The sequence below is a fragment of the Bradyrhizobium sp. CCBAU 45384 genome, assembly GCF_028128665.1.
Taxonomy (GTDB): domain Bacteria; phylum Pseudomonadota; class Alphaproteobacteria; order Rhizobiales; family Xanthobacteraceae; genus Bradyrhizobium; species Bradyrhizobium manausense.
Window position 1 is genome coordinate 1 of sequence record NZ_LBIZ01000080.1, and the last position, 25,913, is coordinate 25,913.

19 protein-coding genes and 6 pseudogenes are annotated in these 25,913 nt (G+C 58.3%); 12 read left to right on the plus strand and 13 right to left on the minus strand.

Features of this window, described 5'->3' with window-relative positions:
• Positions 1 to 348: 348 nt before the first annotated feature.
• Genes XH80_RS04665 through XH80_RS04675 form a run of 3 tightly spaced genes read right to left on the minus strand, consistent with a single transcriptional unit; the run spans position 349 to position 6,774 of the window.
• Positions 349 to 3,252 (minus strand): NHLP bacteriocin export ABC transporter permease/ATPase subunit, encoded by a 2,904-nt coding sequence (locus tag XH80_RS04665; RefSeq protein ID WP_271597541.1) that lies wholly within the window; start codon positions 3,250 to 3,252, stop codon positions 349 to 351.
• The gene (locus XH80_RS04670; RefSeq protein ID WP_271597542.1) at positions 3,249 to 5,471 is read right to left on the minus strand and encodes an NHLP family bacteriocin export ABC transporter peptidase/permease/ATPase subunit; all 2,223 of its coding nucleotides are present in this window, start codon (positions 5,469 to 5,471) and stop codon (positions 3,249 to 3,251) included. The genes XH80_RS04665 and XH80_RS04670 overlap by 4 nt, the downstream gene beginning before the upstream one ends.
• A complete protein-coding gene (locus tag XH80_RS04675) occupies positions 5,464 to 6,774 on the minus strand; it encodes an NHLP bacteriocin system secretion protein (RefSeq protein ID WP_271597543.1) in 1,311 nt (436 codons plus the stop codon). The genes XH80_RS04670 and XH80_RS04675 overlap by 8 nt, the downstream gene beginning before the upstream one ends.
• Before the next feature lie 100 nt (positions 6,775 to 6,874).
• Between XH80_RS04675 and XH80_RS04680 the strand changes: the two genes are divergently transcribed.
• Both XH80_RS04680 and XH80_RS04685 read left to right on the plus strand, forming a co-directional pair.
• Positions 6,875 to 7,402, plus strand: coding sequence for a hypothetical protein (locus tag XH80_RS04680; protein ID WP_271597544.1), 528 nt, complete (start codon positions 6,875 to 6,877; stop codon positions 7,400 to 7,402).
• A 363-nt stretch (positions 7,403 to 7,765) separates the two neighbouring features.
• A pseudogene (locus XH80_RS04685) lies at positions 7,766 to 8,010 on the plus strand (hypothetical protein).
• Between the two features lie 355 nt (positions 8,011 to 8,365).
• On the opposite strand, the gene XH80_RS04690 reads toward XH80_RS04685, so the two are convergent.
• Complete coding sequence (locus XH80_RS04690) at positions 8,366 to 8,680, minus strand: PilZ domain-containing protein (protein WP_271597545.1); 315 nt, start codon at positions 8,678 to 8,680, stop codon at positions 8,366 to 8,368.
• Between the two features lie 453 nt (positions 8,681 to 9,133).
• On the opposite strand from XH80_RS04690, the pseudogene XH80_RS04695 reads away from it, so the two are divergent.
• Positions 9,134 to 9,367 (plus strand): annotated as a pseudogene (locus XH80_RS04695) (tyrosine-type recombinase/integrase); the annotation flags it as partial.
• A 1-nt stretch (position 9,368) separates the two neighbouring features.
• On the opposite strand, the pseudogene XH80_RS43700 reads toward XH80_RS04695, so the two are convergent.
• Positions 9,369 to 9,476, minus strand: a pseudogene (locus XH80_RS43700) (NAD-binding protein); the annotation flags it as partial.
• A gap of 2,218 nt (positions 9,477 to 11,694) precedes the next feature.
• Between XH80_RS43700 and XH80_RS04705 the strand changes: the two are divergent.
• From XH80_RS04705 to XH80_RS43870, 4 genes and pseudogenes are all read left to right on the plus strand, one after another.
• Positions 11,695 to 11,850, plus strand: coding sequence for a hypothetical protein (locus XH80_RS04705; RefSeq protein ID WP_271597546.1), 156 nt, complete (start codon positions 11,695 to 11,697; stop codon positions 11,848 to 11,850).
• A 253-nt stretch (positions 11,851 to 12,103) separates the two neighbouring features.
• Positions 12,104 to 12,250, plus strand: coding sequence for a hypothetical protein (locus XH80_RS04710; RefSeq protein ID WP_442869111.1), 147 nt, complete (start codon positions 12,104 to 12,106; stop codon positions 12,248 to 12,250).
• A 392-nt stretch (positions 12,251 to 12,642) separates the two neighbouring features.
• The gene (locus XH80_RS04715) at positions 12,643 to 13,809 is read left to right on the plus strand and encodes a WD40/YVTN/BNR-like repeat-containing protein (protein ID WP_271597547.1); all 1,167 of its coding nucleotides are present in this window, start codon (positions 12,643 to 12,645) and stop codon (positions 13,807 to 13,809) included.
• A gap of 19 nt (positions 13,810 to 13,828) precedes the next feature.
• Positions 13,829 to 13,971 (plus strand): annotated as a pseudogene (locus tag XH80_RS43870) (autotransporter outer membrane beta-barrel domain-containing protein); the annotation flags it as partial.
• 149 nt (positions 13,972 to 14,120) lie between these two features.
• Here XH80_RS43870 and XH80_RS04720 read toward each other — a convergent pair.
• From XH80_RS04720 to XH80_RS04725, 3 genes are all read right to left on the minus strand, one after another.
• Entirely contained in the window at positions 14,121 to 14,312 is a 192-nt protein-coding gene (locus XH80_RS04720) for a transcriptional regulator (protein ID WP_271597548.1), read from the minus strand.
• A 715-nt stretch (positions 14,313 to 15,027) separates the two neighbouring features.
• On the minus strand, positions 15,028 to 15,207 hold the full coding sequence (locus XH80_RS43875; protein WP_439405781.1) for a hypothetical protein: 180 nt from the start codon (positions 15,205 to 15,207) through the stop codon (positions 15,028 to 15,030).
• Between the two features lie 1,839 nt (positions 15,208 to 17,046).
• Positions 17,047 to 17,238 carry a CsbD family protein gene (locus XH80_RS04725; protein WP_057741240.1) on the minus strand — a complete coding sequence of 64 codons (192 nt, stop codon included), beginning with the start codon at positions 17,236 to 17,238 and terminating at the stop codon, positions 17,047 to 17,049.
• A gap of 297 nt (positions 17,239 to 17,535) precedes the next feature.
• Between XH80_RS04725 and XH80_RS04730 the strand changes: the two genes are divergently transcribed.
• Positions 17,536 to 17,937, plus strand: a complete 402-nt coding sequence (locus tag XH80_RS04730; protein WP_271597549.1) for a c-type cytochrome — start codon at positions 17,536 to 17,538, stop codon at positions 17,935 to 17,937.
• 72 nt (positions 17,938 to 18,009) lie between these two features.
• On the opposite strand, the gene XH80_RS04735 is transcribed toward XH80_RS04730, so the two are convergent.
• Positions 18,010 to 18,354, minus strand: coding sequence for a hypothetical protein (locus XH80_RS04735; protein WP_271597550.1), 345 nt, complete (start codon positions 18,352 to 18,354; stop codon positions 18,010 to 18,012).
• A 454-nt stretch (positions 18,355 to 18,808) separates the two neighbouring features.
• Between XH80_RS04735 and XH80_RS04740 the strand changes: the two genes are divergently transcribed.
• Both XH80_RS04740 and XH80_RS04745 read left to right on the plus strand, forming a co-directional pair.
• The gene (locus XH80_RS04740; RefSeq protein WP_245316653.1) at positions 18,809 to 19,174 is read left to right on the plus strand and encodes a hypothetical protein; all 366 of its coding nucleotides are present in this window, start codon (positions 18,809 to 18,811) and stop codon (positions 19,172 to 19,174) included.
• A gap of 988 nt (positions 19,175 to 20,162) precedes the next feature.
• A pseudogene (locus tag XH80_RS04745) lies at positions 20,163 to 20,251 on the plus strand (transposase); the annotation flags it as partial.
• 298 nt (positions 20,252 to 20,549) lie between these two features.
• On the opposite strand, the gene XH80_RS04755 reads toward XH80_RS04745, so the two are convergent.
• Positions 20,550 to 20,768 carry a hypothetical protein gene (locus XH80_RS04755; protein WP_271597551.1) on the minus strand — a complete coding sequence of 73 codons (219 nt, stop codon included), beginning with the start codon at positions 20,766 to 20,768 and terminating at the stop codon, positions 20,550 to 20,552.
• A gap of 852 nt (positions 20,769 to 21,620) precedes the next feature.
• Entirely contained in the window at positions 21,621 to 22,685 is a 1,065-nt protein-coding gene (gene rfbB / locus XH80_RS04760; RefSeq protein WP_271597552.1) for a dTDP-glucose 4,6-dehydratase, read from the minus strand.
• Positions 22,686 to 23,006: 321 nt separating this feature from the next.
• Here rfbB and rfbC point away from each other — a divergent pair, with 321 nt between their 5' ends.
• Positions 23,007 to 23,573, plus strand: a complete 567-nt coding sequence (rfbC, locus tag XH80_RS04765) for a dTDP-4-dehydrorhamnose 3,5-epimerase (RefSeq protein WP_271597553.1) — start codon at positions 23,007 to 23,009, stop codon at positions 23,571 to 23,573.
• A 31-nt stretch (positions 23,574 to 23,604) separates the two neighbouring features.
• Here the strand turns inward: rfbC and XH80_RS04770 are convergent, their stop codons facing one another.
• The gene (locus XH80_RS04770) at positions 23,605 to 23,973 is read right to left on the minus strand and encodes a VanZ family protein (RefSeq protein WP_271597554.1); all 369 of its coding nucleotides are present in this window, start codon (positions 23,971 to 23,973) and stop codon (positions 23,605 to 23,607) included.
• A 134-nt stretch (positions 23,974 to 24,107) separates the two neighbouring features.
• Between XH80_RS04770 and XH80_RS04775 the strand changes: the two are divergent.
• Positions 24,108 to 24,242: pseudogene (locus XH80_RS04775) on the plus strand (IS481 family transposase); the annotation flags it as partial.
• Between the two features lie 139 nt (positions 24,243 to 24,381).
• On the opposite strand, the gene XH80_RS04780 reads toward XH80_RS04775, so the two are convergent.
• Positions 24,382 to 24,597, minus strand: a complete 216-nt coding sequence (locus XH80_RS04780; RefSeq protein WP_271597560.1) for a hypothetical protein — start codon at positions 24,595 to 24,597, stop codon at positions 24,382 to 24,384.
• Positions 24,598 to 25,913: the final 1,316 nt, after the last annotated feature.

A 25,913-nucleotide genomic window follows, 5' to 3' on the forward strand; every position in this document is an offset into this window, starting at 1 on the left:
CATCGCGCAGGCGAACTCTGCGACGCAGGTTGGTGTGGCTCAGGGCGGCTCCAGCGTCTTCGGTGCCGGTGGTGCCGCTGCCGCCACGCAGCTGCTCGCGCAGTCGAACACCAGTTCGATCGGCTAAGTTACCAATACCCGCACACTCCATGGTTGCTGCCGGGGGTGTGCGGGGACTCTTTTCAATCGAGAACTCTCATGGACACAAGCATGCTCGCGCAATGCGGAAAGAGGCCGCGACACGGTGTCGATGCCCAACGAGCGTACTCGTGTCCACCTGCCGAGAGATCCACGGGCAATGACCCGGCCTAGCGATGCGTCCGGATTATCGTCTCCGTCGCCGTTAGACTAGCGTTGAGCCGATTCGAGCAACTGCCGCTTGGCAAAATCCGCAAACGGCCCAGGCTCGTTCATGAGCTCCGCGTAGCTTCCCGCTTGCACCACCTTGCCGCGCGACAGCATGACAATACGATCCGCATTGCGCACGGTGCTGAGGCGATGCGCAATCACAATCCTCGTAATGCTCAAGCGTTCCAGCGAGGTGCCGACGATGCTTTGGGTTTGGTTGTCGAGTGCGCTGGTTGCCTCATCAAACAGAAGAACCCGTGGTGAGCGCGCAAGAGCGCGGGCGATCAATAGTCGCTGCTGCTGACCGCCTGATAGCGTAGTCACGCCTTCAGCAACCAGCGTATGCATGCCCATCGGCATCTGCGCAATGTCGGCATCCAGCGCCGCCAGTCGGGCGGCCTCCCAGGCCTTCTCCAGCGGCAGATCAACGCCGCCGCAAATGTTGTCGTAAAGGCTTCCGGTTGCGAGCTTGGTATCTTGCAGCACTACGCCAAGCTGCCGGCGCACGGCGCTGATGTCGAGCGTGTTGAGGGCCTTGCCATCGTAAAACACCGTGCCAGCTTCCGCTCGCTCAAAACCGAGCAGCAAACGAAAGAGCGACGATTTCCCGCTGCCTGAGGGACCGACGATCGCGACGTAGTCACCCGGCGCAATGCTTAGGCTGACGTCATCCAGAACCTTCGGCCCGCCCTTCATATAGCGGAAGACTATGCCGGAAAGTTCAATCTCTCCGGTGAGTTCTCCGGGCGATCGGCGTTCTTCGGAGATCTCGGCAGGAGTGGAAATCACGGGCTTCAGGCGGCTGAGGTGAGGAATGGCCACTAGGGACTCGCTGACGCTCGAGGCCCAACTGCCGATCGCGGCCGTTGTCTGTCCGAAGGCTGCCAGAAAGCCGAGAAATGCGCCGAGGTCGAGTAGGATATGACTCTTTGTGTAGGAAGCAAGCGCAAAGATGGTCAACGTCGCCAGCATCGGAAAAGCGGTGTCAAAGGTGCTCAGCGCGTTGGCCGCTTGCTGCGAGGCGATGAAATACCGCCTCTGTACGGCAAATTGTTGCGACCAGCGCGCTAACGCGCGCACCGTTGCGCCGGCCACGCGAAGCTTGCCCACTCCCGCAATCAATTGCAGTACAAAGCCGCTGGCCTTGCCTTGCAGGTTGAACTGCTTGGTTTCGTAGTAGAGTCGCAAGGCGCTCGCGGCTAGAATTGCCGCCGCTCTAACCATAGTGAGCAGCAGTGCAATGCTTCCCAGTCGGAGGTCATAGTAAAGCATCAGCCCAATGCTGAAGAAACAAAAGAACGAGGCCGTAAAGCCGCCCAGCACACGTCCGGTGAAGATCCGGCGCGTGGCGTCGATGCCCATGGCGCGATCGACCAAATCGCCGCTGGTATATTCGCGAAACAGGGAGGTTGGTAGGCGAAGCAGTCGGTCGATCAGCGCGGCCTGAAGCTTGTAGTCGAGCAGACCTTCGAGCCTTAACGTGACCCGTCCTTGCATGACCTGTAGGCTTGCGATCGCCACAGAGGTGACCGTCAGCGCAAGCGCACAAACAACGAGTTGGTCGATCTCGGTTCGCGGGATAACCGAATTCACCAAGACATTGGTGATCAGTGGCGGCATCAGCGAGAGCAGGCCGATTACCATAACAGCCAACGCGATGCGCGCTATGATGTCGGAAACGCCTCGCATCGCAAAGGCAAGCAAATCGCGATATTGGAGCGGGTGGGACGGCAACGCCGGATAGAAAGTGATGGCCTCCGGCTTGAGCTCACCCGCAACGGAGCGATCGACCAAGCGGCGACTTCCACTCTTTGGGTCGAACATCGTGTAAGTGTTCGCACGCTTGCGCACCAGAGCCACTGGACTGCGTTCGGCTCCGTGCCAACCGAGGAGCGGTCCAGCATCGGTCGTCCACCAGGCATCGCGCAGAAGCACACGGCGGGTCCGCAACTGGGCTGTGCGAGCGATCTCCAGAATGTCGCTGAAGGCTTGTCTTGTGGGTTGAGCGCGCTGCGAAAGTGCAACCGGTATTCCCAGTTCTTCTCCGACAACCCGGCAACTGCAAAGCAGCGGGTCTGCCGGATCCCATTCGGATTGCGCGCGATCGGCTTTCTTGACCACGACATCGGCGAGCCGCTCAAACGAGTCGAGCGTTTGCGACACAGTGAGTTCGTCGCGGCGGAGCAGGCGTTCCCGCTCTCGAATGAGGCCCTCTGCCAGGCTGCGCTCAAGATGGGAAATGAATGCAATCTGGAATCGGTCAATGGCGGGCCAGAGAACCAGGGTATCTGGCGGGTTCGGGTCGAGACGCAATTTGCACCCATGCTGGCCAGCTTCCACCCACATCCCAGCGGTCAAAGGGAAGGGAGGCTGCCCGGGAGCGAAGCTCGAGCCGAGGTCCATGACGTTTGCAGTCCCGGTGTCGAGGTGTGCCCACACGAGGTCCCGCATCGGACCACGACGTCGCTCGCCTGGGGGCAGCTCAATCGCCTCGCCGCTCACCAACTCGGAGATGGCTTCGTTTGCCGCCGAGCGGACCATGAACACCGCCAATTGGGCGATCCAGCTAGACACAGAGCCAAATGACGCTGCGCTGCGCGGCACCTCCAAAAGCGCATTCCCAGGCGGGCCGACAGCGATGATTTGCAGTCGGCTGCCCGAGGTTTCGCAGGCATTGTGCAAGTCCAGAATGCATCCGCCGTTTTCGACACGAAACAAATGCTGGCGCGTGCCTGTCGGCCGAACTGCAAACAAATCGACGTGACCGGCTGCCACTTGAAGAACATGTTGGTGGTCGCTGAGAAGCATTGGGCGACGCGCATCGAGCGAAGTCCGGTGCGGAAGACCGATCGGCGCCTCGGGTTGTTGCCCAACGAAATTCTCTCTGACAAATCGATCCGTCATTCGCGCGCCACCAGTTTGGCATAGGAGGCCTGAAGCGCAAGAAGCTCCTCATGCGTGCCGCGCTCAACGATGCGACCGCGTTCAAGCACGACGATTTCGTCGCAATCGCGTATCGTGCTCAGGCGGTGGGCGATGATGATGCAGGTGCAGCCGCGGCGCCGCAGGTTGTCGTCGATGGATTTTTCCGTAACCGGATCAAGTGCAGCCGTCGCTTCATCCAAGACAAGGATCGAGGGATTGCAAACCAGAGCTCGGGCGATTTCGATGCGCTGACGCTGACCGCCGCTGAAGTTCGTGCCGCCCTCGTTTATGTGGCAGTCATAATTGCCTGGTCTCGTCGCAAGGTCTTGATGAATCAGCGCGTCCTTGGCCGCCGTCAGGAGGTGACGCTCATCGGTTGTTGGATCCCAGAGCGTCAAATTGTCTCGCGCCGTTCCCTCGAACAGAAAGACGTCCTGGTCGACATAGGCGACGGAGTTCGCAAAAATGTCCGCAGGGATATCCGTCAGCCTACATCCATCAAAATGAATCTCGCCGGACCAGGGTTTGTACAGTCCGCAGATCAGTTTGCCGAGGGTTGATTTTCCGCTGCCCGACATGCCAACGAGTGCCACGCGTGAACCGGCAGGGATCACCAGCGAAAGATCGGCCAAAAGGGGCGGTTCGAGCACCGAATAGCCGAAGCTGATATTGTGAAGTTCGAGCCGGCCGGTAAGCTTCGGCGGCAAGGCACTCGCATGTGTCGGTGGTTGCGGCGCTAGCGGGTATCGGTAGACATCCTCGAGCCGTTCGAGTGCTCCCTTGATGGTTTGCAATCCACCGAAATAGTTCACGAGGTTGACGAAAGGCTCGGAGAAACTCAAGGCTAGGGATTGGAAGGCCACGAGGCTTCCCAGTGTCAGGGAGCCCTGAATGACCCGCAAGCCTCCGACACCAAGAATCGCTGCGATCATGAGACCCGTGAGCAAGGTCGGGACCATGTCCAATATGATGGCGGAGGCGCCGATCTTCTGTTCGGCGTTGAGGTTCTTAGCCTGAAGACCGGCCCACCGGCCGAAGGCGTCGTCTTCCAACCCACTTGCTTTGATGGTTTCGATAGTCCGCACCATGCTCACGGTTGCCCCGAGCAGCTTTCCCTGATCGAGCGCCAGCCGATAGCTCAGTTCCTGGCGGCGTGAAGCGACAAGGCGCAGGAGAAGAACATTTATCAAAGAGATTGCGACGCAAAGAGTGGTCAGGCTGACGTCGTAGACGGCCATGGCTGCGGCGAACAAGACCACCGACATCAGGCTGAGCGCATTAGCTGCAATGCCGCTTGAAAGCAGACGGGCGATCTGTTCGTTGGCTGCAATACGACCCGCAATATCGCCTGCGTGGCGTTGGGTGAAGAATTCCAGCGGCAGCATCATGAGGCGCCACAGAAAACGGCTGGTCATCACGACGGCGAGCTTGGTCTGCAGCCGCAATAGCAGCGATTGACGTATGATCGTCAGGACGGCCCGGAGGGTCGCCGTCAGCGCCATGCCGATCAGGAGCGGCACAAGCCAGTTGCGCGTTTGCTGAATCAAAATTTCATCGACAAAGATTTTTGAGAACCCCGCGGCAACAATATTGGGCAGGACCGCGGCGATGCTGACCACAACTAGCAGGGCCACCGCCTGCTTTGAGTGGCGCAGCTCCCGTATGAGCAGGCTTATTCCCTTCGGTTTGCTGCCAACTTTCTCGAAGCTTTCGCCCCGTTCAAACACCAGAACGACGCCGGTGAAGGCGAGGTCAAGCTCGACAAGATCGATCCGCCGACGTCCGCTCGCGGGGTCGTTTATATAGGCGTACTTCTTGTCAATTCCTTCCAGGACTACGAAATGGTTGAAATTCCAGTGAATGATGCACGGGGTTGGAATCCCGGCGAGCGCCGGTGGTTCGACGCTGTAGCCCTTCGCCGTCAGCCCGTATCGGCGCGCCGCCCTGATGATGTTGCTCGCCTTGCTGCCGTCGCGCGATACGCCGCATGCGATACGAAGCTGCTCCAACGGGATCCACGCACCGTAATAGCCGAGGATAATGCCAAGGGCTGCCGCTCCGCATTCGACGGCTTCCATCTGCAGTAGGATGGGTGTCCGCCGGATGCGTTGCTGCGGCAACCAGCTCGCCATGCGGCTGACGTAGGATTTTGGTCGGCCACGCTCGCTGGGTGGCTGGTTTGGAGAGGGCTTATCCATCAATTCCCGTGAGGTGCTTGAGCAGGGGTATCACCAGATCGATCGGGCGCCGCCGGCGTGTTGTGATCTCGGCCCGCGCCAACGTTCCGCTGGTGAGACGGATGTTCGGCCCCTCGCCAACGGCCCATCTATATCCGGTTGCAGTGGAGGTATCTTCATCGAGTGCAACCATCGCGGCGTAAGGCGCACCGTCGCGCGAGAAGCGTGAAACCAGGCTTTCGTTATGCAGCAGCGCACCCATGCCTTGCGGCGTCATCGGGAAATCAGAGATGCTGACCACCTGGCCTAGCATCATGCCAAATTCCTCGCGCTTCACCGTGCTCGGCTCCAGTTGCACCTGCATGCCAGGCTTAATCTGTTTGCCCCGTTCGGCAGAAACATAGACGACGGCTTGGAGCTTGGTGCCTTCGCTTTCGATCGCAATAACCGGTGTACCGACGGCTAGCACCGAACCGGACGAAATCTTCACTTCCAAAACCCGCCCGTCCATCGGGCTGATCACTTGGGTGTTCTGGCTCAGCTGTTCGGCGGCGGCATTCATTTGCCGCCGGGCCTCGTTGAGCGCAAACTCGGACTGCTGAATTTCGCGCCCGCGCTCCGTTTCCAGATCCGTCTTCTGCGACCGCAGCTTTAAGATCTCGTTCTGGGCGTCAGTACGGCGCTGTTGCGCATCGGTCAGCTCCTGACGTCGCTCTTCCAGATTGCGCCGCGTCGTGTATCCCTTAGCCAGCAGATCCTCCAGATTTTTGACGTCGACGGTCAGATACTCGATACGTTGGCTCGTTGCCTTGATCACCTGTTGCAGGGCGATTTCAAGCTTTGCAAAGTTCTGGCTCTTGGCGGCGAGCTCGCTTGCAGCTTTCGATACCCGGTCGGCGTGTTCCCGCTCGCGTTCATGAAAGACCTCGGTAGCTGCGTCGTGCTTTTGCTGGATCTCGGTCTGAACGATCTGAGCGATGGGTTGGTCCTTCTTGACGTGATCGCCGACCGTAACTGCGACCGACTGCAGCCGTCCGGCTGCGGCGGATACAGCGTCGACGACCTTACCGCCACTGCCAATCAGGATACCCTCGCCTGAGACGCGAGTGGGCACGCGCCCGAAGATGCCCCACAGCACGGCCGCCACGAGCGCAATGCAGAGCACGAGGGTCAGAATCCAGTCAGCGGGCTTGGTAATAACAACGAGATGATCGAGCTGCTCGGGAGACGCAGCCCGGTCAAGGGCCGCGGCGCGAAACGCCCGTTGCGGCCGGTCGGTGATGCTCTTATGCTCCGGCTTTGGGAGCGGTTCAGACGCCGACATGTCTGCACGCAAAGCAAGTGTGAACTGAAGTCGACGATGGCTGATCTTTGCACAAGATCGACCGTCCAACAATAAGGGGCGAGCAGGGAGAGCAGCTGAAATGCACGGGCTGATGGGCACCATGTTGTTTTCGTTCCCAGCGCGAGCGCACCGAAAGATGCTGGCCGCCGGCTTGGGGCTTGCCTTGGTCTCACCCGGTGTGTGCGGTGCGGGCGTCCTGTCCGAGAGTGATTTCCGGCAGGCGGAGAGCCTTAAGCCACTCTTTGCCAACCTCATGAACGACCTTGTTGCAACCGCAAAGCGCCCTGATGTTTCCGGCGGCGACGCCGAGTGTGTCAACTCGACTGTCCGGGAACTTCTGCAAATCTCCGACGAACTCGCAAGCTACGAATATCTGATCACCATGGAGAAAGATCTGACCGACTTCGGTGACAAGAATCCGATGCGGGACATTGTCAAGTTTGCCGTCGACAAGAGCAGCACGATCCTGACCGGCGAAAGAAAACGATTAGTTCAGATCTCCGAGCGGTGTACCAAATATCCGTTGGGGCAAGGCAAGATTGAGCAGGCCGTAACCGTCATCGACACGACGACAGGCATATTGGATTCCATTCGAGCTCGTCTTTGACGGGCGAAAGGAAGCGCCCGCGCGGTAGGCGATCTCGACGTGCGGAGATGAGAGCGAAGGACCACTTGGAGGTCCCAACGGAGAAAAGCGCGCCCAGGTCGACCAATGAGTAGTCGAGCACCATCGAGAACACCTTGGTGCCACTTTTTGTAAGCTGGGCGGCAAGCTTCCGGCGATGGAGGCCCTGACTGTCTTTAGATCGGCCCGCTGGGCGAGGGGTGTGACCCGACAGACCTTTGCGATGCAAATCCGGATCATGACAAGTTCCCGAAGTTGGATCACCGCGCTCGTCCTGTGGACTGCGGCAGCAGCGTCGACGTCTCGGCGGCTTGCGACCGCTGGTCGCGGGAGTATATTTTGTCAATGGCTATCAGCTCGCCCGATCTGAAAGCGTTTTTGCTTGCCACACCGTTCTTCGGTGGTCTCTCAGACGCGAGTTGCGATCTCTTGGTCTCAATGCAGGTCGAGCGCCGCTTTACGCGTACTACAAGGCCGATATCCACGCGTATATGATGGTGATGCAGAATGTCAACCGCGAGCTTTGTCGGCGGCTTCGTCCCGCCGACAATCGCATTGCGGAGTTGCAGATGCTTCACGCGTGTCGGTGACGAAGTGACTGATGACCGGTTTCGGTGCGCAGAACGTGTTTGACCGGGCACAAGAGGTTTATCTAGCACGCTGGAGCTACTGGGAATCGGCTGCTTTGCAGCCTCGTTGATCAACGAGCCAACTGAAGACTCTGCGCATTTGGGTATTCCTTTAGGATGTCGCCTTGAGTCAAAATCGGCGGTTTAGCTTCCCGCAAGGCGCTTCCGGTCTACTCCCCATAAGCCGACGATTTGGGAGCCCGCTCGAACTTCGCGTTCGGGCGCTAACAGCGGAAGCGGCTAGTCCACACGACCGCCTCGTCAGCACGCAAGAAGAGGCGCCGATCAGCACCTGAACGCCCTACCGGCTTACGATTTAGCAATCATGTCGCGCCACGCTTGTGAGTTCGCCGGAATCGTTCGCCGGTTTCGGCCAACGATGACGCAGGAGGAAACAAACGCCGCAAAGTGTCACCTTTCGCCACACAACTCGGCAGATGAAGATTCCGGAATGTCCCTCGGACGACAGCACGAATTCATTCGCAAATACGTAGTAAGGCGTGGAGATGCAGGCCCCCAGGGCGTTTATGTCGCGCACGACGCATGGATGCGTCCCACGAATTCCATCAAATGACAACCGCGCGGCCCGGTTGATTGGGATCCGCTCCATTGCTCGACGTTCGATCATCATGGCGAGATCTCCGGGTGAGAAGGCTAGTTCCCATCGCACGATCGCAGCGATTGCGATCGCACTCCCTGAATTTCCGGCCCGCCGAATCGGAAAACAGCAGCATCCGCCACGTTGATTTGCCCAAGGCACGCTAACAAGCAGTCCTGCTGTCTTGTTAAAATTGGAGCGAAGTTGATGGTTAACGGACTTTTGACATTTCGAAAGCAGGCGGTGAGCTTGCCCGGATGCCGCCTTTGGCGCGCAAATGCACGACCGGCAATCTTGCTCGGCTGGCTCGTCTGACGACAGCCGACCGTTCTTGACTGGATGGTCTAAAGGGTCTGCTGCGGTCGTTTTGCCCCTCCCGATGATCGGCTTGGACCGGGTGACGTCTCCGGTTGTCTGCAAGCGGTCATCGAGCGAGAGGGTTTCTCGCCTGAAAATGACCGGCCTCATCAACTGAGGAAGGTCACTATGATCGACGTCTCAAGTTTCAAAGAGAAACACGCCAAGCGCATACCGTGGAATAAGGGAAAGATAGTCGGCGCAAAAGCCGACGCTCCGTCCGAAGCACGTCTGGGCAATTCGAACCTAGCTCCAAGTCGATGGCCGGATGCGCGATCTGGCGCGCTGTTCAACGTTGCTATCGATAGCAAGCTGCGCGGCTGCGACGTCACAGCCTTGAAGGTCGATGCCGTTGCGGCAGGCGGATATGCGGCCGACCACGCGAAACGCAGGTGACGTCGTGAGCGAAATCCGCAAAACAGGCCCCAGATATCAGTCCGACATAGCCCGTTCCGATCATGGCGATCCGCATGAAAGACCCGCGTCCTGTCTGCCGTAAAGCGTTGGACAATAAGTGTTGCGAGACAAAGTTCAGCCACTTTAACGCCCTCGCCAGACGCTCGGCCGCCTCGGCAAAAGCCGTGACTTGCGCGGTCGGCGCGCCGCTGTTTTTGGCCTCACGCCTGGCCTGCTCGGCAAACGCGTCGAGGGTTTCGGGCAGCGCGCAAAACACGTTCAGCGGCCCCTCAGGTGCCAGTGACCGTTGCTCGGCGGGCCAATCGGGCATTGGGCCCAGGTTTGCCGCGCATTCTAGGAATCGCGCGCCTGGCCCCGCACCTCGGCCAGCGCCTCGTGCACCTCCACCCAGCGTGGGTGCTGCTCTTGTTGAGCTGGTCTCTGCGCAGGGCTTTGCCGATCTCGTTGAGCCAGGCGCGACACTCGCTTTCTTGGGCGGCTCCGAGGGCAAGCGGCGTGGCTTGGATGAGCTCGTAAAATTGCGCATCAGTGAGCGAAAAAATCTGCGCGGGTTTAAGCCGCACCATGCCGATCCGCCCCCATTGGGGATCTACGCGCCTTGGCATCGATGGCCCTCTATCAAAAGATTCGCATAGCGCTGAGCCTAACAATGGCTCGCCAACCAGACCATTGGATTCCGACTCACCCGTACTTGTCCGGTAGCGCATTTCTAACACGTGGTGGCGTGTTGGATTTGCGCGGCGGCCGAAGATGACGTCGATTTATCGATGTAAGGACTGTTCCCAGGTGCGGGCTATCCGCACAAGCGCAGTCATCTGGTCTCGCACAGCGCACCAAAGATTCTTCGCGAGCGACCCGCCTTCGTCATGGTGGCTGGCGATATTTGACAAGCTATGCCGCAGCATTAGACACAACAGATCCCACGAACGCGGCACGTGCGCTCAGGAGCCGTTGTGGTTCTGGATGTGGATTCGCCAGGGCCTGATCTCATCCAGAGCCGTAGCGTCGTTTCGTTTGCGTCGTGTGCGATTAGTCGGCTGATCGTCCTCACGATGAATGCCGTCGCTGCGCCGCATGTCAGCAAAAGGAAACGACACCTGACGAAACAGTTCGTTAGCTCCTGTGTGCGTTCCCTGCTCACGGCGCGCCAAATCCCTGTTCGCCTGCGGAATTTCCCTGTTCGGTTTTGGGGCCCCCCATCGCGAGACGATTGAATCGGGGGCGTTTTCGTTTGTTTTCACTGTGCGGGGGGCCGGCATTCGCGCGGGTTGTCCCTGTAAAATTCCCTGCAAGCAGGGAATTGATCGCGCCTTTCACAAAGGTTCAATGGCCGGTTGGACAGGAACTATCGCCACTTTCGCGCGGTTGACCTCTTTTCCATGGGAGAAGGTCAATGAACCGAAAGTCTCTTCTTCTTGCTACCGCGTTGTCTCTCGTCGTCGCCGCCCCGGTCCTCGCTCAAGGCGGTGGTGGCGGAGGTGGGGGTGGTGCCGGCGGAGGCGCAGGTGGCGCGGCCGGGTCAGCCGCCAGTTCAGGCGCAGGGACGGGCACATCTAGCAGTGCGAACGGCGGTCCCTCAGCGCCATCCGGTATGGGCACGAACGCGACCACCACGGGCGTGCACACCAACAACTCTCCCACCAATCCGAACGTCCAGCCGCCGACGCCAAATGGGACGGCGCCCGCGACCGGCTCCAGTCAGACCACGCAAAGTGGCACTGATCGATCTGGTATCACAGCAACAAACGGCTCGAATGGCGTCAACGGCCAACAGATGAGCCCCGCCGAGCAGGCAAGGACGGGGGTCAAGACGCTTCCCCAAGACCAAGCTCCGGGTGCTGTCAGCGCACCAGGCGTCGGCGTCGGGCACGCGGCGAACGGCCTGCCGATCGGCACTCCCGGCTCCGGGACCAGCAACGTGGATCAAAAGTAAGCCAAGGCCGTTCTCTCGACCAAGAGGCGCGCTACGGCGGGTCCTGTAAGAGCTGCCGGCCCACCGCGTCGAGGGAAGGCACTGCTCTTGCGCGCCTCATTGGGTGATGTTCCCGTCAAGGGTCCGTCGGCGGGCCCGATGGCGAGGTCTGGGCCCGCATCTTCCAGGCGGCGATTGTAAGGTTGCCGTCAGGACCATCAACTAGCCTCCCCGAAACAAATCATGGCTTTGTCACATCGGATGGGGCCGCCGACCGAGCTCCAGACATGCGGGGATTTGAAGTCGGCGCTGTTGATGGCGAGGCTCAGCTAGGCTGATATGGAGGGCGCGGCGCAAGACCATGAGCGAAATCTTGTTCGAGATACTCTCCATCTGTCTTCTCACCCTTGGCTTTGCAGCTGGCTATGCCACCCGCTATCTGCAGTCCCGCAGGATTCGCCGCCGCCTCGATGCAGCGACGGTGATCCTTCAAACACACGGCTATTTCCTCGATTAAAGCGCCTGGCTTCTTCTGCCTGGCCGTCATCGGTGCGAGGCGAAGCCGACATCAATGTCGAGTCCGCCTGGCGCCATTCTGGAGGCCGCCCCTGCGTCCGTATGGCTCGCGCGGTCGTCGCGCCAGCCGATAGGCGACCGCCAACAGGATTGGACCGGATGTCGTAGCGGGCGGCTCACCTGAGGAGGGCCAGCCAGTCCTGCGATGCGGGCAAAGTGCGACCGAGCTTGCGGAGCGCACGGGAGAGTCCCTGATGGCCGCAGTGACGCTCGCTGTTCGCGAGCGCTTGGAGCGGGTCCGCCGCGAACAGGGCTTGCGCTTATCGGATCGTTTGCTGAAGATCGGCAAGGTTTGCGCCAAGCGACTCAAGGAGCCGTATCGATCTTTGCCTGCTCTATGATGAGCAGGGGGTTGTCACGATGATCATCGATACCTCCGCGCTGATCGCAATCCTGCGCAATGGGCCGCCTTCACACAGCGCAAGCGCGCCATCCGATCGCTCAGCGCTAAACCGGAGTAGAGTTTACTCCCCCAACGGGTGCAGGACCGTTCTAGCTTCTTCCCCATTGCTGGTGCAGGACAGGCCGGCAATGTCAAACGACGAAGGCATAACTCGCTGACATAGCTTTACGGATTGTGAGAAGCTGTTGGGGAGCCCTCTGAATTGGTGCGCATCTGCAACAATATTGTTTTTTTGGGAAAAATCGGCAGCTCACGTCGACTCCGCCTGTAAGCACCAGTAACTCTGTTTCCAATTGTTGATAGGTGTTTCCGGGCGGCGCGATGAGTAGAATGGCGGGTGGGCACGCGATCTCGGTCAAGATTTCGCGCTTTCGCACGGCCTACGCGGTGTTCCTGGCGACTGCCGTCCTTCCCGCAATAGCCCGTGCCGAAATTCAACAGGGAGCCGCGTTCATCTCCGAAGGGCCTGGACCGGCCGTCGGCGATCGCAACACTGTAGGAAGTGGCGACAATCCGCCCAACGGGACGGTGAGCGGTGCCATCGAGGCGATTGCGGCCGATCCCTCGAACGCCAACATTATCTATGCCGGCAGCGTCAACGGCGGCGTCTGGAAAACGACAAATGGCGGCGCAAGCTGGACGGCGCTAACCGACCAGAAAAGTTCGCTCTCGATCGGCAGCGTCACGCTCGATCCGACCGACCTTACACATCAGACCGTCATTGTCGGAACGGGCGCAACCTCGAACGGCGGCTTTGCGTCGGCCTCAACGTTCACCGACCCCAGAAATTTCGGGAATCTTCCGGGCCTGATCTACTACAGCACCAATGGCGGCGCCTCCTTTACAACAATCGCGAACCCGACCCTGGCCGGTCAAAGCATCACCGATGTGGCTGTTCGCGGGCAGACGATTTTGGCAGCTTCTTATGAGCCGCGAGTCATGGAGGCGGGGGGCAGTTTCTATAGCGGCGGTCTTTACCGCAGCACCAATGGCGGCACGACTTTTACGGCGGTGGGAGGCGCTATCGGGAGCGGCTTGCCCACGGGGCCGATCACGTCTCTGGTCGGCGACCCCGCTAACGCCAATATTTTCTACGCCGCCGTGACGGCGAGCAGCAACGCGACCAACAATCAGACGGCCGTCTACAAGAGCACTGACGGGGGCGCAACCTGGTCCGCCGTGTTCACATCCGCGAATACTGGATTGATTACCGCCGGCACCCAGACGACGATCAAGCTTGGCGTCGGAGCCAATGGCATACTGGCTATTGGCATCGTCGACCTCTCGACCTTCAAGCTCACGGGTTTGTACTATAACGCCAGCGGTGGCACTGGCGCCTATACGGCCCTGACCGCCCCAAACGTCAACGGCGGCGCACAAGCTCCGGTCAACATAGCGCTGGCAGTCGATCCCGCGCATCCGAATCTCGTCTACGTCATGGGGACAACAACTTCTCCAGCAACGGCGGAATCAACGCGATTGCCGCGTATCGGGTGAACGCCTCGAACAACACGTGGCATCCGACTCGGCGCTGGTTACGGCCTCGGCGCCGAAAAAAAGCGGTTGAATGGCTGGTCGGCGGCTGCGACCTTCGAGGGAGAGTTCTCAAACGTGACGCGCAGCTATGCTGGCAAGGGCGTCGTGCGTTACGCGTGGTGATCCGGCAAGCGGCATCTCGGTGCTGTCCGCACTTTCGTGGTCATGAACTGCGTCCCTCAAGTTCTCAATCCGGCGCTACCCGTGCGGCCGGCGAGCATTCGGTCATCAAGAGCCGTTGCGCAGACCTGCCAGGCGAGCAACGGGGCCTGCTACCGCGGCCTTGCTTGCAAGAACGCATTAAATAGCTTCAACGGATCGGCCCCCAGCGCTTCGGCGATGGTGATGAACTCGACCACATCGAGCCGGCGTTCTCCGCCTTCATATTTGGCGACGAAAGATTGCGGCTTGCGGAGCTTCCAGCGCTTGTTGACGGATGCCGGCTTTATGTCGCGTTGCGACAAGAAGTTCGATCAGGCGGGCGTATTCGGCGGGTTGAAGCGATTTTTCCATGGCAGCCGGGGACAGCTGTGATTCGGCGGCACTTAACGTGATCCCAGATCAGATTATCCCAAAATCGGATTGCATTAACTCTGCTCTGCTATCTCCCATGACCTCCGCTCGACTTCCGACGCAAGCAGAGCGAAGTGGGACCATTCATTGGCAAATAGGATGAGCTCCGGGCGGGGGATGAAGCTGGGGCCGATTAGGGTCGCCGCCCTCTAGGGGAAGGGCATCGGGAAAAATCTACACTCCGCAAAGCGTTCCCGGTCTTCCGTGTCTTCCGCCGCAGTCTACCATTGCTCGGGCTGAAGTTTCCAAATTGCATTTGTAAAATACCTGAAATGCTTGCTAGCATCCCGCTTGGCGAGCCTCCCTAAAATGAGGGGTGGCTAACGGGGCTAGAAGCTATGCCGATCAATCGGCTATTAGGGAATACCAGCTCGGGAGACGCTGAACGACTCCGTCAGGCGTTCGCTGCCACGTTGAAATCACTAGATTTGGTCAATCGTAACGATCCGATCAGCGAGATAGTCGCGCGGAAGGTAATCGAGATCGACGCCGCGGGCACTCATGACCCGGACGAGATCGCGAAGAGGGCCGTGAGAGAATTTGGCCCAATGGATTGAGGCCGCCCTGCAAGGGGGCCTCATGTCCCTTCAGAAAGATCACCTGTCGCTAGTCGCGGTGGTGATGGTGTTCGTGGTGCTCGTGCCGGACGCCTCCAACTCCGGAGTGCGCAATTGCGTTTGACATGAGGGAGGTCGACAGCAGCATGGTCATGGCAGGCGGTGTGGCCGCTGCGAATTTTCCGCAAGTCTTCAAAAACTCACGCCGATCTTCGTCTTCCGAAGTCATGGGAACCACCCTATGATTGCTAGGCGGCAGATATTAAATACCTTAGCTACATAAATTAAAACAAGTTAATCGGTTCCAATCACGAAATATATCGTGCGCCGGCTTTCTCGTCCTGCCGCTTTGCCATGTCGGAGGGTCGCCACGAACCCTATTCCCGCCTCACAGGTTTCTTCGGCAATCGTACCCCGGGGCAGCGACATTTAGCGCAGCGTCGATTGTCATAAGCTGCGCTTCTTTTTTGCCGCGCTTTGGTGTCGATGCTCTAGTGATTAGCCACAAGCTGCTAGCACAGCCGGCACATTCGTAGAGCTTTAGCTCGCATCCTTCAGCCACCGGAAAAAGCGCTATCAGCGTTCTGGCTTGGCAACAAACGATGCATCCGGCTTCGCCGTGCACTTTGGTCCCCGTTGAGGCAATTCCGGCTCGATGAAGAAGCCTGAGTCTGGAATCGGAAGCAATGGCGTGCGGCTAGTAGTTCAACGGCGTGCTCATCGTGCACATTGACAGGTTCCAAAAATGGAACCAGCCTGCGAGTCCGGTTAAACAATCGGGTGCTCCAGTGAACGTGTCCGGGCGCCGTCTTTTGCATCCCTTAAGAGACTTTCACCCAGCTCAATCTGATGCGCGAAAATTTTTTGAAAGCGTCGTCCTAACGGGCAACCCATTCTTCGTCTTCCGCGCTATGTTGGAAGTATTTAGATCGCGACGGATATTTTCATGGGCAGGATCGGATTTGCCATCATCATTGCCGCATTCCTTGCGTACGAGGCAGATACGCGTTGGAACGAGCGCCATTACACCGACAGCACCTTGTCGGTGCTTCGCCATCTACAGCGTACGATCGGATTGTAGACCTCTCGCCTCAGTTGCGCGGCCCAATCTATCGTTCCAGGTTGCTGCCCCACCTCCGCAGAATCTGCGGTTGCTTGCAAACTCCCTATGAAGGCGTACGATTAAAGGTGATTTGCAAACACGGAGGCACAGCATGACTGCCGTCCTCGTTTTCAAAGTCGCTATCGTTGGGTTAAGCGTTTTTTCGGCGGCTCTCGCTTATTCGGTCATTCAGAGTAGCTTCTAAGAAAGCGGCCGCCTCAGTTGCCGACCTGTCTCGTTCTGCTCAACGCAATCTTGCAACGACGGGAAGCACCCTGGTCGCGTCCGCCTCCGGCGGCTTCCTATTCAGAATTGCGCTTCGTTGCGCGTCATCATCTTTGGCTTGATCTGCGATAGCACTGTGAACCACGTCACAGCATCGGGCACAGATTGTCGTGGCGGCTGCGCTGGGTCAGCAGCGCGCTGTCGGGCCCCGGCAATCAGGATCGCTGCTGACAGTATAGGCGGCCGTCTGGAAGGCGTTCGCGCCGATGTCGGGCGTGCGCCGCGTCTTTTCGCTCTGCGAGAAAAGCGATCCTAACGAAAAAGCGATTCAGTCGCGATGTGACGACAGGACTATCAGAGCGTTGCGAGCGCAAGGTCGTGATCTGTCGTCGCATCTCAACGAGATCGAGCCGGTTGCCGTAGGGCCATTTACCAAATGAAGCTCATCTTAAGGCGTTTAAAGGGAGGCCGCCGCGTCGAATATAATGGCGCGGCGGCCTCGCCAGTGGGACCGGACTAAGGGCAATGTCCGGTAATCGAAAGGCTACCGCCATCTAACTTCGGTGCAATCGAAGACGCGGATTAAGCTTGATGTCGCCGCCAGAGGTTAAATCTGGAACAAGCGCGTCCCTATCCAGCGACGTCCCGGCGGATTCGTGAGACCATTTCCCCAGCCCTTCGTAGTGTCCGAACGAAAAAGAAAGGGCCGCCCGGAGGCGGCTAATTGTGGCTTCTTTCTTCTTATTTCTTGAGGGCGTCAGCGGCGTCCCGCGCGGCGTCCTTCACATCTCCAGCGGCATTGTGGGCAGATCCCTTAGCCTTATCGATTTTACCTTCGGCCTCCATGTCCTTGTCGCCAGTGAGCTTACCGGCACCTTCTTTGATGGCGCCTTTTGCTTTGTCGGCAACGCCCTTTACATGTTCTCGGTCCATGATCGTCTCCTCTCGTGTACCTTAAGACGCAACAACAAACGCGTTGGCAGCCTGTTCCTAGGAGAACGGGCAATCTTGCTCACGAAAGCTTCTGATCTAACCCGTTCGGATATTGACAGCGCCGACACTTCCGCTCAACAGGCTTGAGCGGAAGCGCGCGGTGTCAGGCCAAAACCGACGCGATTGACCCCAGAGCCGACTGGAGGCGGATGGCCGGTCGAGGCTGGACTTCCGGTATCAGCTGGAATGACTGAGTCGGCGGTTTCAGTCGCCCTTCGCAGGCGATCGGAGGTTGGCATGAAGCGTATCGGCCGGCTGGGCCTCGTGGTATCGAGCGCAATGTTGTACCTGGTGCCGCCGTCCTGGCCTTTGGCTCAGGACGTTCTCTCGAAAGGCGCAGAGCAACAGGTGTTCAACAACGCTTGTCGAACTTGCCATTCGATCCAAAAGGACGACAATCGTCTTGGCCCTAACTTGCACCAGATCATTGGAAGGAAAGCGGGATCGCTGCCGGACTACAATTACTCGGCAGCAATGAGGAACAGTGATTTCATCTGGGATGAAGCAAAACTCGCGCGCTTCATAGCCAATCCAGATGAGGTCGTTCCCGGGAACAAAATGACTCCCTACGGAGGTCTTTCGTCCGTTGAGGATCGAAAGAAGATCGTGCTTTTTCTACGATCGATGCGATCCCAATAGGGCTGTCACTCACGCGCAAGCGCAAAAAAAACCCGCCGAAGGCGGGCGCAAGATACCACGTGATCCGCGGGATCACTCAGAGCCACACGATGCCTCTCCAGCGCTTCTGCTCGGTCTCGCCACGCCAACGGTGAGCAGACTGGCATCTGCTGAAGCCTCGACAATTTTTCGTGTTTTTCGGGGCCTCGTCAGAATCTCGATCTGACTGGGAGAAGCCGGCATCCCAGCTAACATGAGCGTCGGTTCAGCCGCACTCTCCTCCACCTGGGCCGAGCCCAGCACCGCTACTTGATGCCCGGAGATCGGGAAACCTGTAACTTCAAAAGTTGGACGCTGCAGTGCGCATCCGTTGGCGTGATTGACGGCCACGCTTCCAATGATCGAAATGGCGGTCACCATCAGAAACATTCTCTTCATGGGATTTCCCCTGTCTTGGATTAGAAGATATTCCCACCACAAATTCCATACTCATCCTAATCCTGGTCTACTTGAAACCATGTGAACTGCTTAACTGTTGGTCCGAGGGATTCCGCAAAGGTTCAATTGCGTTGAGAAAGGTCAGCGTCGTTGCACTTCCACAGAAGGCCCGTAGCCGCGCCGAATTGACTTCAGGTTGAACTGGCGGAAAACCATTGCTACGTTTCGGGGCTCCATCATTTCTTCTAGTTGTGATGGGGCGGGCGGTCAGGCCTACTGACTGTCAACCCGTTCAGTTGGAATAGGGAATATTTGGGCCCGAGCGCCCCGTCTCCGGGAGATGTCGTTGATGCATTTCCCTCCGTTCCGATTGCCCCGGAGGTGAGTTTACTACTCGGCGTAATCGCGTTCAAACAATTGAATTTTGAGCAGGGGGGCTCTTATGAGAGCCCGGTTGCAGAATACCCACACCGTAAGATCGATGATGGTGGCATTGCTGCTGATGTCCGCCCCCGTGGCGGCTCGCGATCCAGAAGGCAAATACGCGCAGGTCGATCCGGAAATGCACAAATGGTTCGAGCAATTGAAATCCGAAGGAGGAGAGGCCTGCTGCGCTCTTTCCGACGGAAATACTTTGCGGGACACAGATTGGCGAAGCCAGAACGGGCATTTCCAAGTCTTTCTTGCGAACGAGTGGATTGACGTTCCGGACGTTGCGGTCGTGAAGGGACCCAACCGCTTCGGGAGAACGGTTGTCTGGCCCTACTATGAGGACGGCCATCCGACTATTCGCTGTTTCATGCCGGGCAGTATGATTTAGAGGCGCGTGGTAGTCTGAAAATGGCCCTTCAGCGACCTTGCGAAATGTCCGCTTTCTCGCCGCTGTTAGGAGTCGAGCGGACATCGGACATCGGACATCCAGCGGCCAGCCGCTCAGCGAGTACGCAGCTTCGATCGGAGTAAGCTCCGGCCGGCATTGCATCGGCGCCGGCCAAACTCTCTTGCCTTCGCGGCTTGCCTAGGCCGCCTCTTCCTTGGCAGCCGGGAGGCTGCTTGTTCGAACGTCTCTCCTGTCGATGAAAGCATTGTCTCTGGCCGCACACCGCCTTGAGACGGCGAAGCGCGATATCGCAATAACGCGAGGCAATCTCGATGCCGTAGCCGGTCCGGCCGATGAACGCGGCCGCGATCAAGCTTGTGCCGGAAGCCGAGGAAAGGATCGAGGCTGCGCTCTTTGCGTCGCGAGCAGTCGCGGATGGCATCCTCGACCATGGCGACACTGTCGCTTAAAGCCCGGGCGCCTGCATCCCCATCTGGAGTGACCGATGCAGCCGAAGGCGTGTTGAGCGGCCGCAGATGCCGCGGGCTAAGCCACCCGCTATCGTCAGTCTCGCCGGCTTCGGCGCCGCCTCGACGCAGCAACGGGGATCCTTCAGACGCCCGGCTATTTCCTCGATGAGGGGCGGCAACTAAATCGGACACGTCCCCGCAGCCGTGTTAAAGGCGGGGATGACAAAGCTCATTACCATCGTTGCGCTTCTCACCATGGCTCCGGCTTTGGCGCAGACGGGCGTGCCCTCCACCAAGCCTCCTCTGACCGATCGAGAACAAGTCAAAGCCGATCGCGCAAAAGCCGCAGAGGACGACAAAGCCGCAACGACGGCCCGCCCCTGGGATCGTGATGCGTACGGCAGACGCCCCTGGGAGCGAAGCCGGTAAAGCCCTGACTGCAAAAGCGTCTCCATGACGAGCTCGATCGGGTGACTGCAGTTTGGGATGATAAGGGGTGAGGCTGGGCAGCAATCCCAACTGGCCGGCCCTCGATCGATCACGAGTTGATGATCCGGATGCTTCTGATCGACTATGCTTCGGGATCAGATCGGAGCGGCGTCGGTGCAATTTTGGTCCTGCAAAGGGGATAGTAAATTCGTCGGTGACCTTGCGCCCGAGCGCTCATGGTTATGCGAACTTGAGGTGGTGAGCGCCCGAGGGGCTGGTCTTGCAGATCAAACAAGCCTGTCCCCGGACGAACGCAATATGATTCTTGCTACGCTTCCGCCGGCGCTTCTTTCGGAAATGAGAGGCCAGTTTCGTTTTCCTGCGGGAATTCTGCAGCGTGCCCAGCTTCGCCGATTTGCTCTGCAATTGTTCGGTCTATGGGGAAACTATCGACAGCTAACCGGCGTCCGCCTCCATTATGGGCTCAGGTTCCTACGCAAGGCTTCACGCTCTCTGAGCAATCGACGGAGTTGTTCAGCATTCCCAATTTGTATTTCCTGCCACTCGATACGATCTTCGGCCGTCCATAAATAAGACTCGCGATCAAACCGAGCTTTTTCGACCTCATCAAATTCTAAGTACAGTAGAATTTCGCGCTCAACCCGCTCCAATTGCTCCTGGAGAGTGTTTGGCATTAGCCGTTCCTCCGGCTTTGCCCCAAGCCGGCGTCGACCTTCCGCGCAATCGGCGCCACGATTTATTGCCTTTTTCCGGGACAACCTGCGCATTTTTGTAAAGCTACCTGGCGAAGCGGAAGGATCGCGAAATGTGGCTGAAGGCATGCGGATCAACGGCTCTCTGAGAATGACAACTCGGCAGGCATTGAAGGACTCTTTCGGGCGTTCGTTGGCATACTAAAATTAGTGCATCTGGTTGCTTGCAACGATCCGGTTTGTGAGATCATCGCTGGAAAGCCATGGACACCGACCGCTGGCACTTATGACGTGCACGAGAGCGAAGGCAGCTGCACAAGTTCATCCCCGAACTAAACGAGGCCACCCGAGTTTCCTCTGGAGCGCGCCATGGCGTTTGACGTTAGGGAGCTGGAAGCAGCATGGTCATGGCTGGCGGCGTGACCGCGGCGAATTTCCGCAGGTCTTCAAGAACTCAAGACCGTCTCTGTCTTCAGGAGGCAAGCGTCCATCCTTTCCTTGTTGACTCGCATTTAAATACCATCAATTTAAACAAATTAAAACTAGTAAATAATCACAGGGTGAATGCCCGGTCTTGCGCAATGGAAAGGGCCGGCGCTCCCGCGCCTGGTCCTCGACTTAATCGTTTTAGGCATTTTATTTAAGAGGGCTTCCCCCCGGAGCTCGCGTACGCGGAACAACTTTTCCGAACTAACTTTGCAGCAAATTTGGGTGGGATGAAGGCTTGGCCGGAGTACTGGCGTTTGCTTTGCCTCGAAACGGGAGGACATCTTCGCGTCGGTTGTTAACCCCATGCCGAGAGGCATTGGCCGTCCTGCCTAGGCGAGCCACTTGTCAGGCGCGTCCAAGCCGTTGAGCTTGATAGCCTCTGTTCAGAATACTTTGCCACCATGGCTTGTTCTCGATGTACCAACGTACAGTCTTTCGAATACCGCTTTCGAAAGACTCGCCGGCGCGCCAACCGAGTTCTCGCTCAAGCTTCGACGCGTCAATGGCGTAGCGACGATCGTGCCCGGGGCGATCGCTCACGAAGGAAATAAGCTGACGATGCGAGCCACTTTCATTCGGAGCAAGATCATCGAGTAGATCGCAAATTGTCCGGACGACATGCAGGTTAGTGCGCTCGTTGCGACCACCAATGTTGTACGTTTCGCCGATCTGGCCTTGTTCCAGTACAAGTGTCAGCGCTTTGGCATGGTCCTCGACATAGAGCCAATCGCGGATATTTTGACCGTCGCCATAAACGGGAAGAGGATCGCGGGCTAATCCCTTGATGATCATATGAGGAATCAGCTTTTCGGGAAAATGATAGGGCCCGTAATTGTTGGAGCAGTTGGTCACTAAGGTGGGCAGCTCATACGTTTCCCGCCAGGCGCGCACCAGATGGTCCGACGATGCCTTGCTGGCTGAATAGGGCGAGTTCGGCGCGTAGGGGCTGGTCTCAGTGAACAAGCCGTCGGCGCCGAGCGAGCCGAACACCTCGTCGGTCGAGATGTGCAGGAAGCGAAAGCGCTCCCGCTTCTCGCCGGCGAGGCTGCGCCAGTGGCGCACCGCCTCCTGGAGCATGGTGAAGGTGCCGACTATGTTGGTCTGGATGAACTCGCCGGGGCCGTCGATCGAGCGGTCGACGTGGCTTTCGGCGGCGAGGTTCATCACCGCGTCCGGCTGGTACTTGTCGAACAGTTTTCGAAGACCCGCGCCGTCGCAGATGCACTGCTGCTCGAATGCGTAGTGCGGATTTCCTGTCGCGCCGGGCAGGGACTCGAGATTGGCAGCGTAGGTCAGCTTGTCGATGTTCACCACCCGCGCTTGGGTATCGCGCAAGAGGTGCCGCACCACGGCCGAGCCGATGAAGCCGGCGCCGCCGGTGACGAAGATCGTGGAGCCTTTGAACCGCATGCTCGGTCTCCGGTCATGGTTTAGCGGGCGAGGAGTGCGCCGCCGATCTTAAATATTTTTCGCCGTAGCTGCTCTTGGCCGACTTCTCGGCAATCTTCCTTCGAGCATCAGAATCGATCGCGTAATAAAGCATCGGTTTGAAGACCGGGAGCAAGTGTTTCGAAACCACCGTCGTCACCGGATGTTAAAGCCGCGAGCCCGTACCGTCTGCGAGATTGATCCCATTCATAGCCGCCGCATCATTTAATCCATTTGAAATGGTAACAGATGGCGTTATAAAAGTTCAACATTTCATGCTGTCCCGCCTCAAGGGGTTTGAGGATGAATGTTGTTGCGACTGATATACCTGAAGTCCTTATTCTGGAACCCAACCTTTTCGGCGACCAACGAGGGTTTTTCCTGGAGACCTACCAGATCCGACGATACGCGGACGCCGGTATTGAGCGGCCCTTCATACAAGACAATATGTCTCGGTCTGCGCACGGGGTCTTGCGCGGCCTGCATTTGCAAAATCCGAACACCCAAGGGAAGCTGGTCACGGTCCTGCGTGGTAAGGTTCTCGACGTCGCCGTTGACGTCCGAGTTGGCAGTTCGACGTTCGGGCGGCATGTGGCCGTCGAATTGAGCGAAGAAAACCGCCGGCAATTGTGGGTGCCGCGCGGCTTCGCTCACGGTTTCGTGGTCCTGTCCGAGACCGCCGACTTTTTTTACAAGTGTGACGATCTTTACAGCCCGAAAGACGAAATCTCCATTCGCTGGAACGATCCGGCGATCGGGATCAAGTGGGGCGTCGAAAGCCCCTCGCTGTCGCCCAAGGATGCCGACGCGCCGCTGTTGTCGGAAGTCAAAAATCTTCCTGTGTACGGACAAGTTTGGCGCGAATCCTGACAGCTGCATTCCGCCCGGATCGGTGATCTCGTCATCCCCGAGATGCGATCTTCGTCATTACTTGAGACATGCACTCCCGCCCAACAGTGATGAACGAAATGCCGCAGAGACCTCCAGCCACTTTAACCAGCGCGTCCATGAACTGACCATGTCGATCAGGAGTGAGCAGCTGTAGGGCTTCCAGGATAATCGCGCTGCCGATCACGATCAGGGTGGCCAACATCATGCGATTTGGGTAGGCCAGCACGAATACGAGCCCGAGCACGAAAAATGCGGCAAAGTGCTCGAAGTGAGCGGGCGCAATCGTCGGCCGATCGGAAATGGGGGCGAGCGTCACGAAAGCCACCAGAGCGAGAGCCAACCATCCCGCGGCGCGAAAGAACCTAACCATATCTTTCATTATCCAGAGTCGTGATCGGGTGCAATGAGCAGAACGGTGCAAACATTTGGCCTTGTGCGCTGGCCGGGCGGGTGATTGCGCATGGTCGCAGCTACGGCGATCAGGCAAACTCCCCGCTTGTAAGCAATGTTTGCAGCTCCAATCCCCGCGCCCAAGAGCTGCCGATCTGGCTGCATCGATACAGCGGGCACCGGCCCCATGGTGGTATAGAGTCACAAACGCCGATCAGCCGCCTCGGCGTGAGCGAGGACAACCTCTTGAGGCTCCACAGGGGAGCGCGACCACTACGTCCGCTGTCCCGGCTGCAGGGGCCTACTCGACGGGCGCGAGCTCGGCTACATCATCGATCACCTGCCCGGGCAAGAGATCGAGGAAGAGCCGACCAGACATTGGGAGATAACGGCAGCCTCAGCGATACGTATCCGGCTTGCCGTTGGGACTGCCGTCCCCGCCGCCATTGCCCCAGCCGTTATTGCCGTGCGCCAAGCCGCCGCCGGATTGTGCAAGGGCTGGGCTGGTTAGCGACGTCGACAGCAGCGCTGTGATAGCGGGCGGCGTAACAATCGCAAACTTGCCGCAGATCTTCAGAAATTCACGCCGGTCATCATCTTGTTGATCTATCATCGCGCCCACCGCAACCAAATCTATCGTATAGGCTGTCTAATAATTAAACGAATTGGAATTCGATCGCGAAGTGCGACAGATGGCCGCCGGTCAGCGCAATTTCCCAACGTTCAACACGGCGCACAGCGCGAGCGGGTGCTCCCTCCCAAGCACAGCTGAAGAGAACTCGATCAGTTCTTGAAAGTCAGGAAAACTATGCAATCTTTGAGACAAGCGTACGGACATTTGGCAGGGTCCAGCTCTGGCGCGGTGCATCAAGAGGTCGCTCGGCTGCTGAGATATGCGCTCGGCCACACAATTAGCGATGCCGGGGGCGAAGGCCGCGACGGAGTCTAGCCGTACGGCAGTCACCTCATTCATAGGCTGAGACGACTCCTATTGGCTGGATTCGGTTGCTCTCGAAATCCGTGTGTTAGCGCCGGGGCAATCGGTCCTTCGTTTCTCCTCATCCTTCTCGTCTGCGCAATCGACCCCACCATCTGCGCTTTGCGTTCCCGAGCCGCCGGCTGTCGCGAACGGCCCTTTGGGGGTTGCGCCAGCACCGCCCCCCGCGCCGCTGGATCCGCCGCCACCACCAGCTGTCCCGGCATGAGATGACCCGGCAGGGCGACCGCCTGGTGCTCCCCCACCCCCTGATGACCCGCCGGCGGAGCTCCGCGGTCCTGCCGCAAAGGACCGATCGTTCTCGAAGAACGACCGGCCGCTATCGTTCTGCGTCGCTGCAGGCAGGCCGCCTGAATGTGCGATGGCTCGTGAAGTCACGGAAGTGGACAGAAGCAGCGTCATGGTAGGGGATGTCACGGCTGCAAATTTCCCGCAGGTTTTCAAGAACGCCCGCCGGTCATCATCTTCGTTGTCGACCCGCATCACGATCAGCCCTCTTTCATTTAAAACCTCGCTTATCGTATTATATATTAAATGGACATTCAATCGTCATTTTATTCGTGCCGTAAGTGATCGAGCGCGCGCCACGGCAGACTACCGGCAATTCCCTCGCCCCTCTCTTCACTTAGTCAGCGTGCGTCTGTTCGATGCATGGCTTCGGGTTTGCACGATATTAAATATGGTTAATTTTATATTTAACGGGTCGACCTGGGCCCCGGCCGCAATGGATTAATGCGATTTCCCTGCAAGTGTCGGTCCATCCGCGCGACGTGGAGATCTGAAGTGCAAGCAGCCGGTCCCGAACCTAGCGGCTGCCCCGCTGGCGGGTTACTTGAGACAGGAGATGAAAGAGCAGGGGTGGCGTCCCCACCTTAGCGCGGATAGACCCTCTGCCCCATCTTGGCGAGATCAGCATTTAGATGGTCAGATGC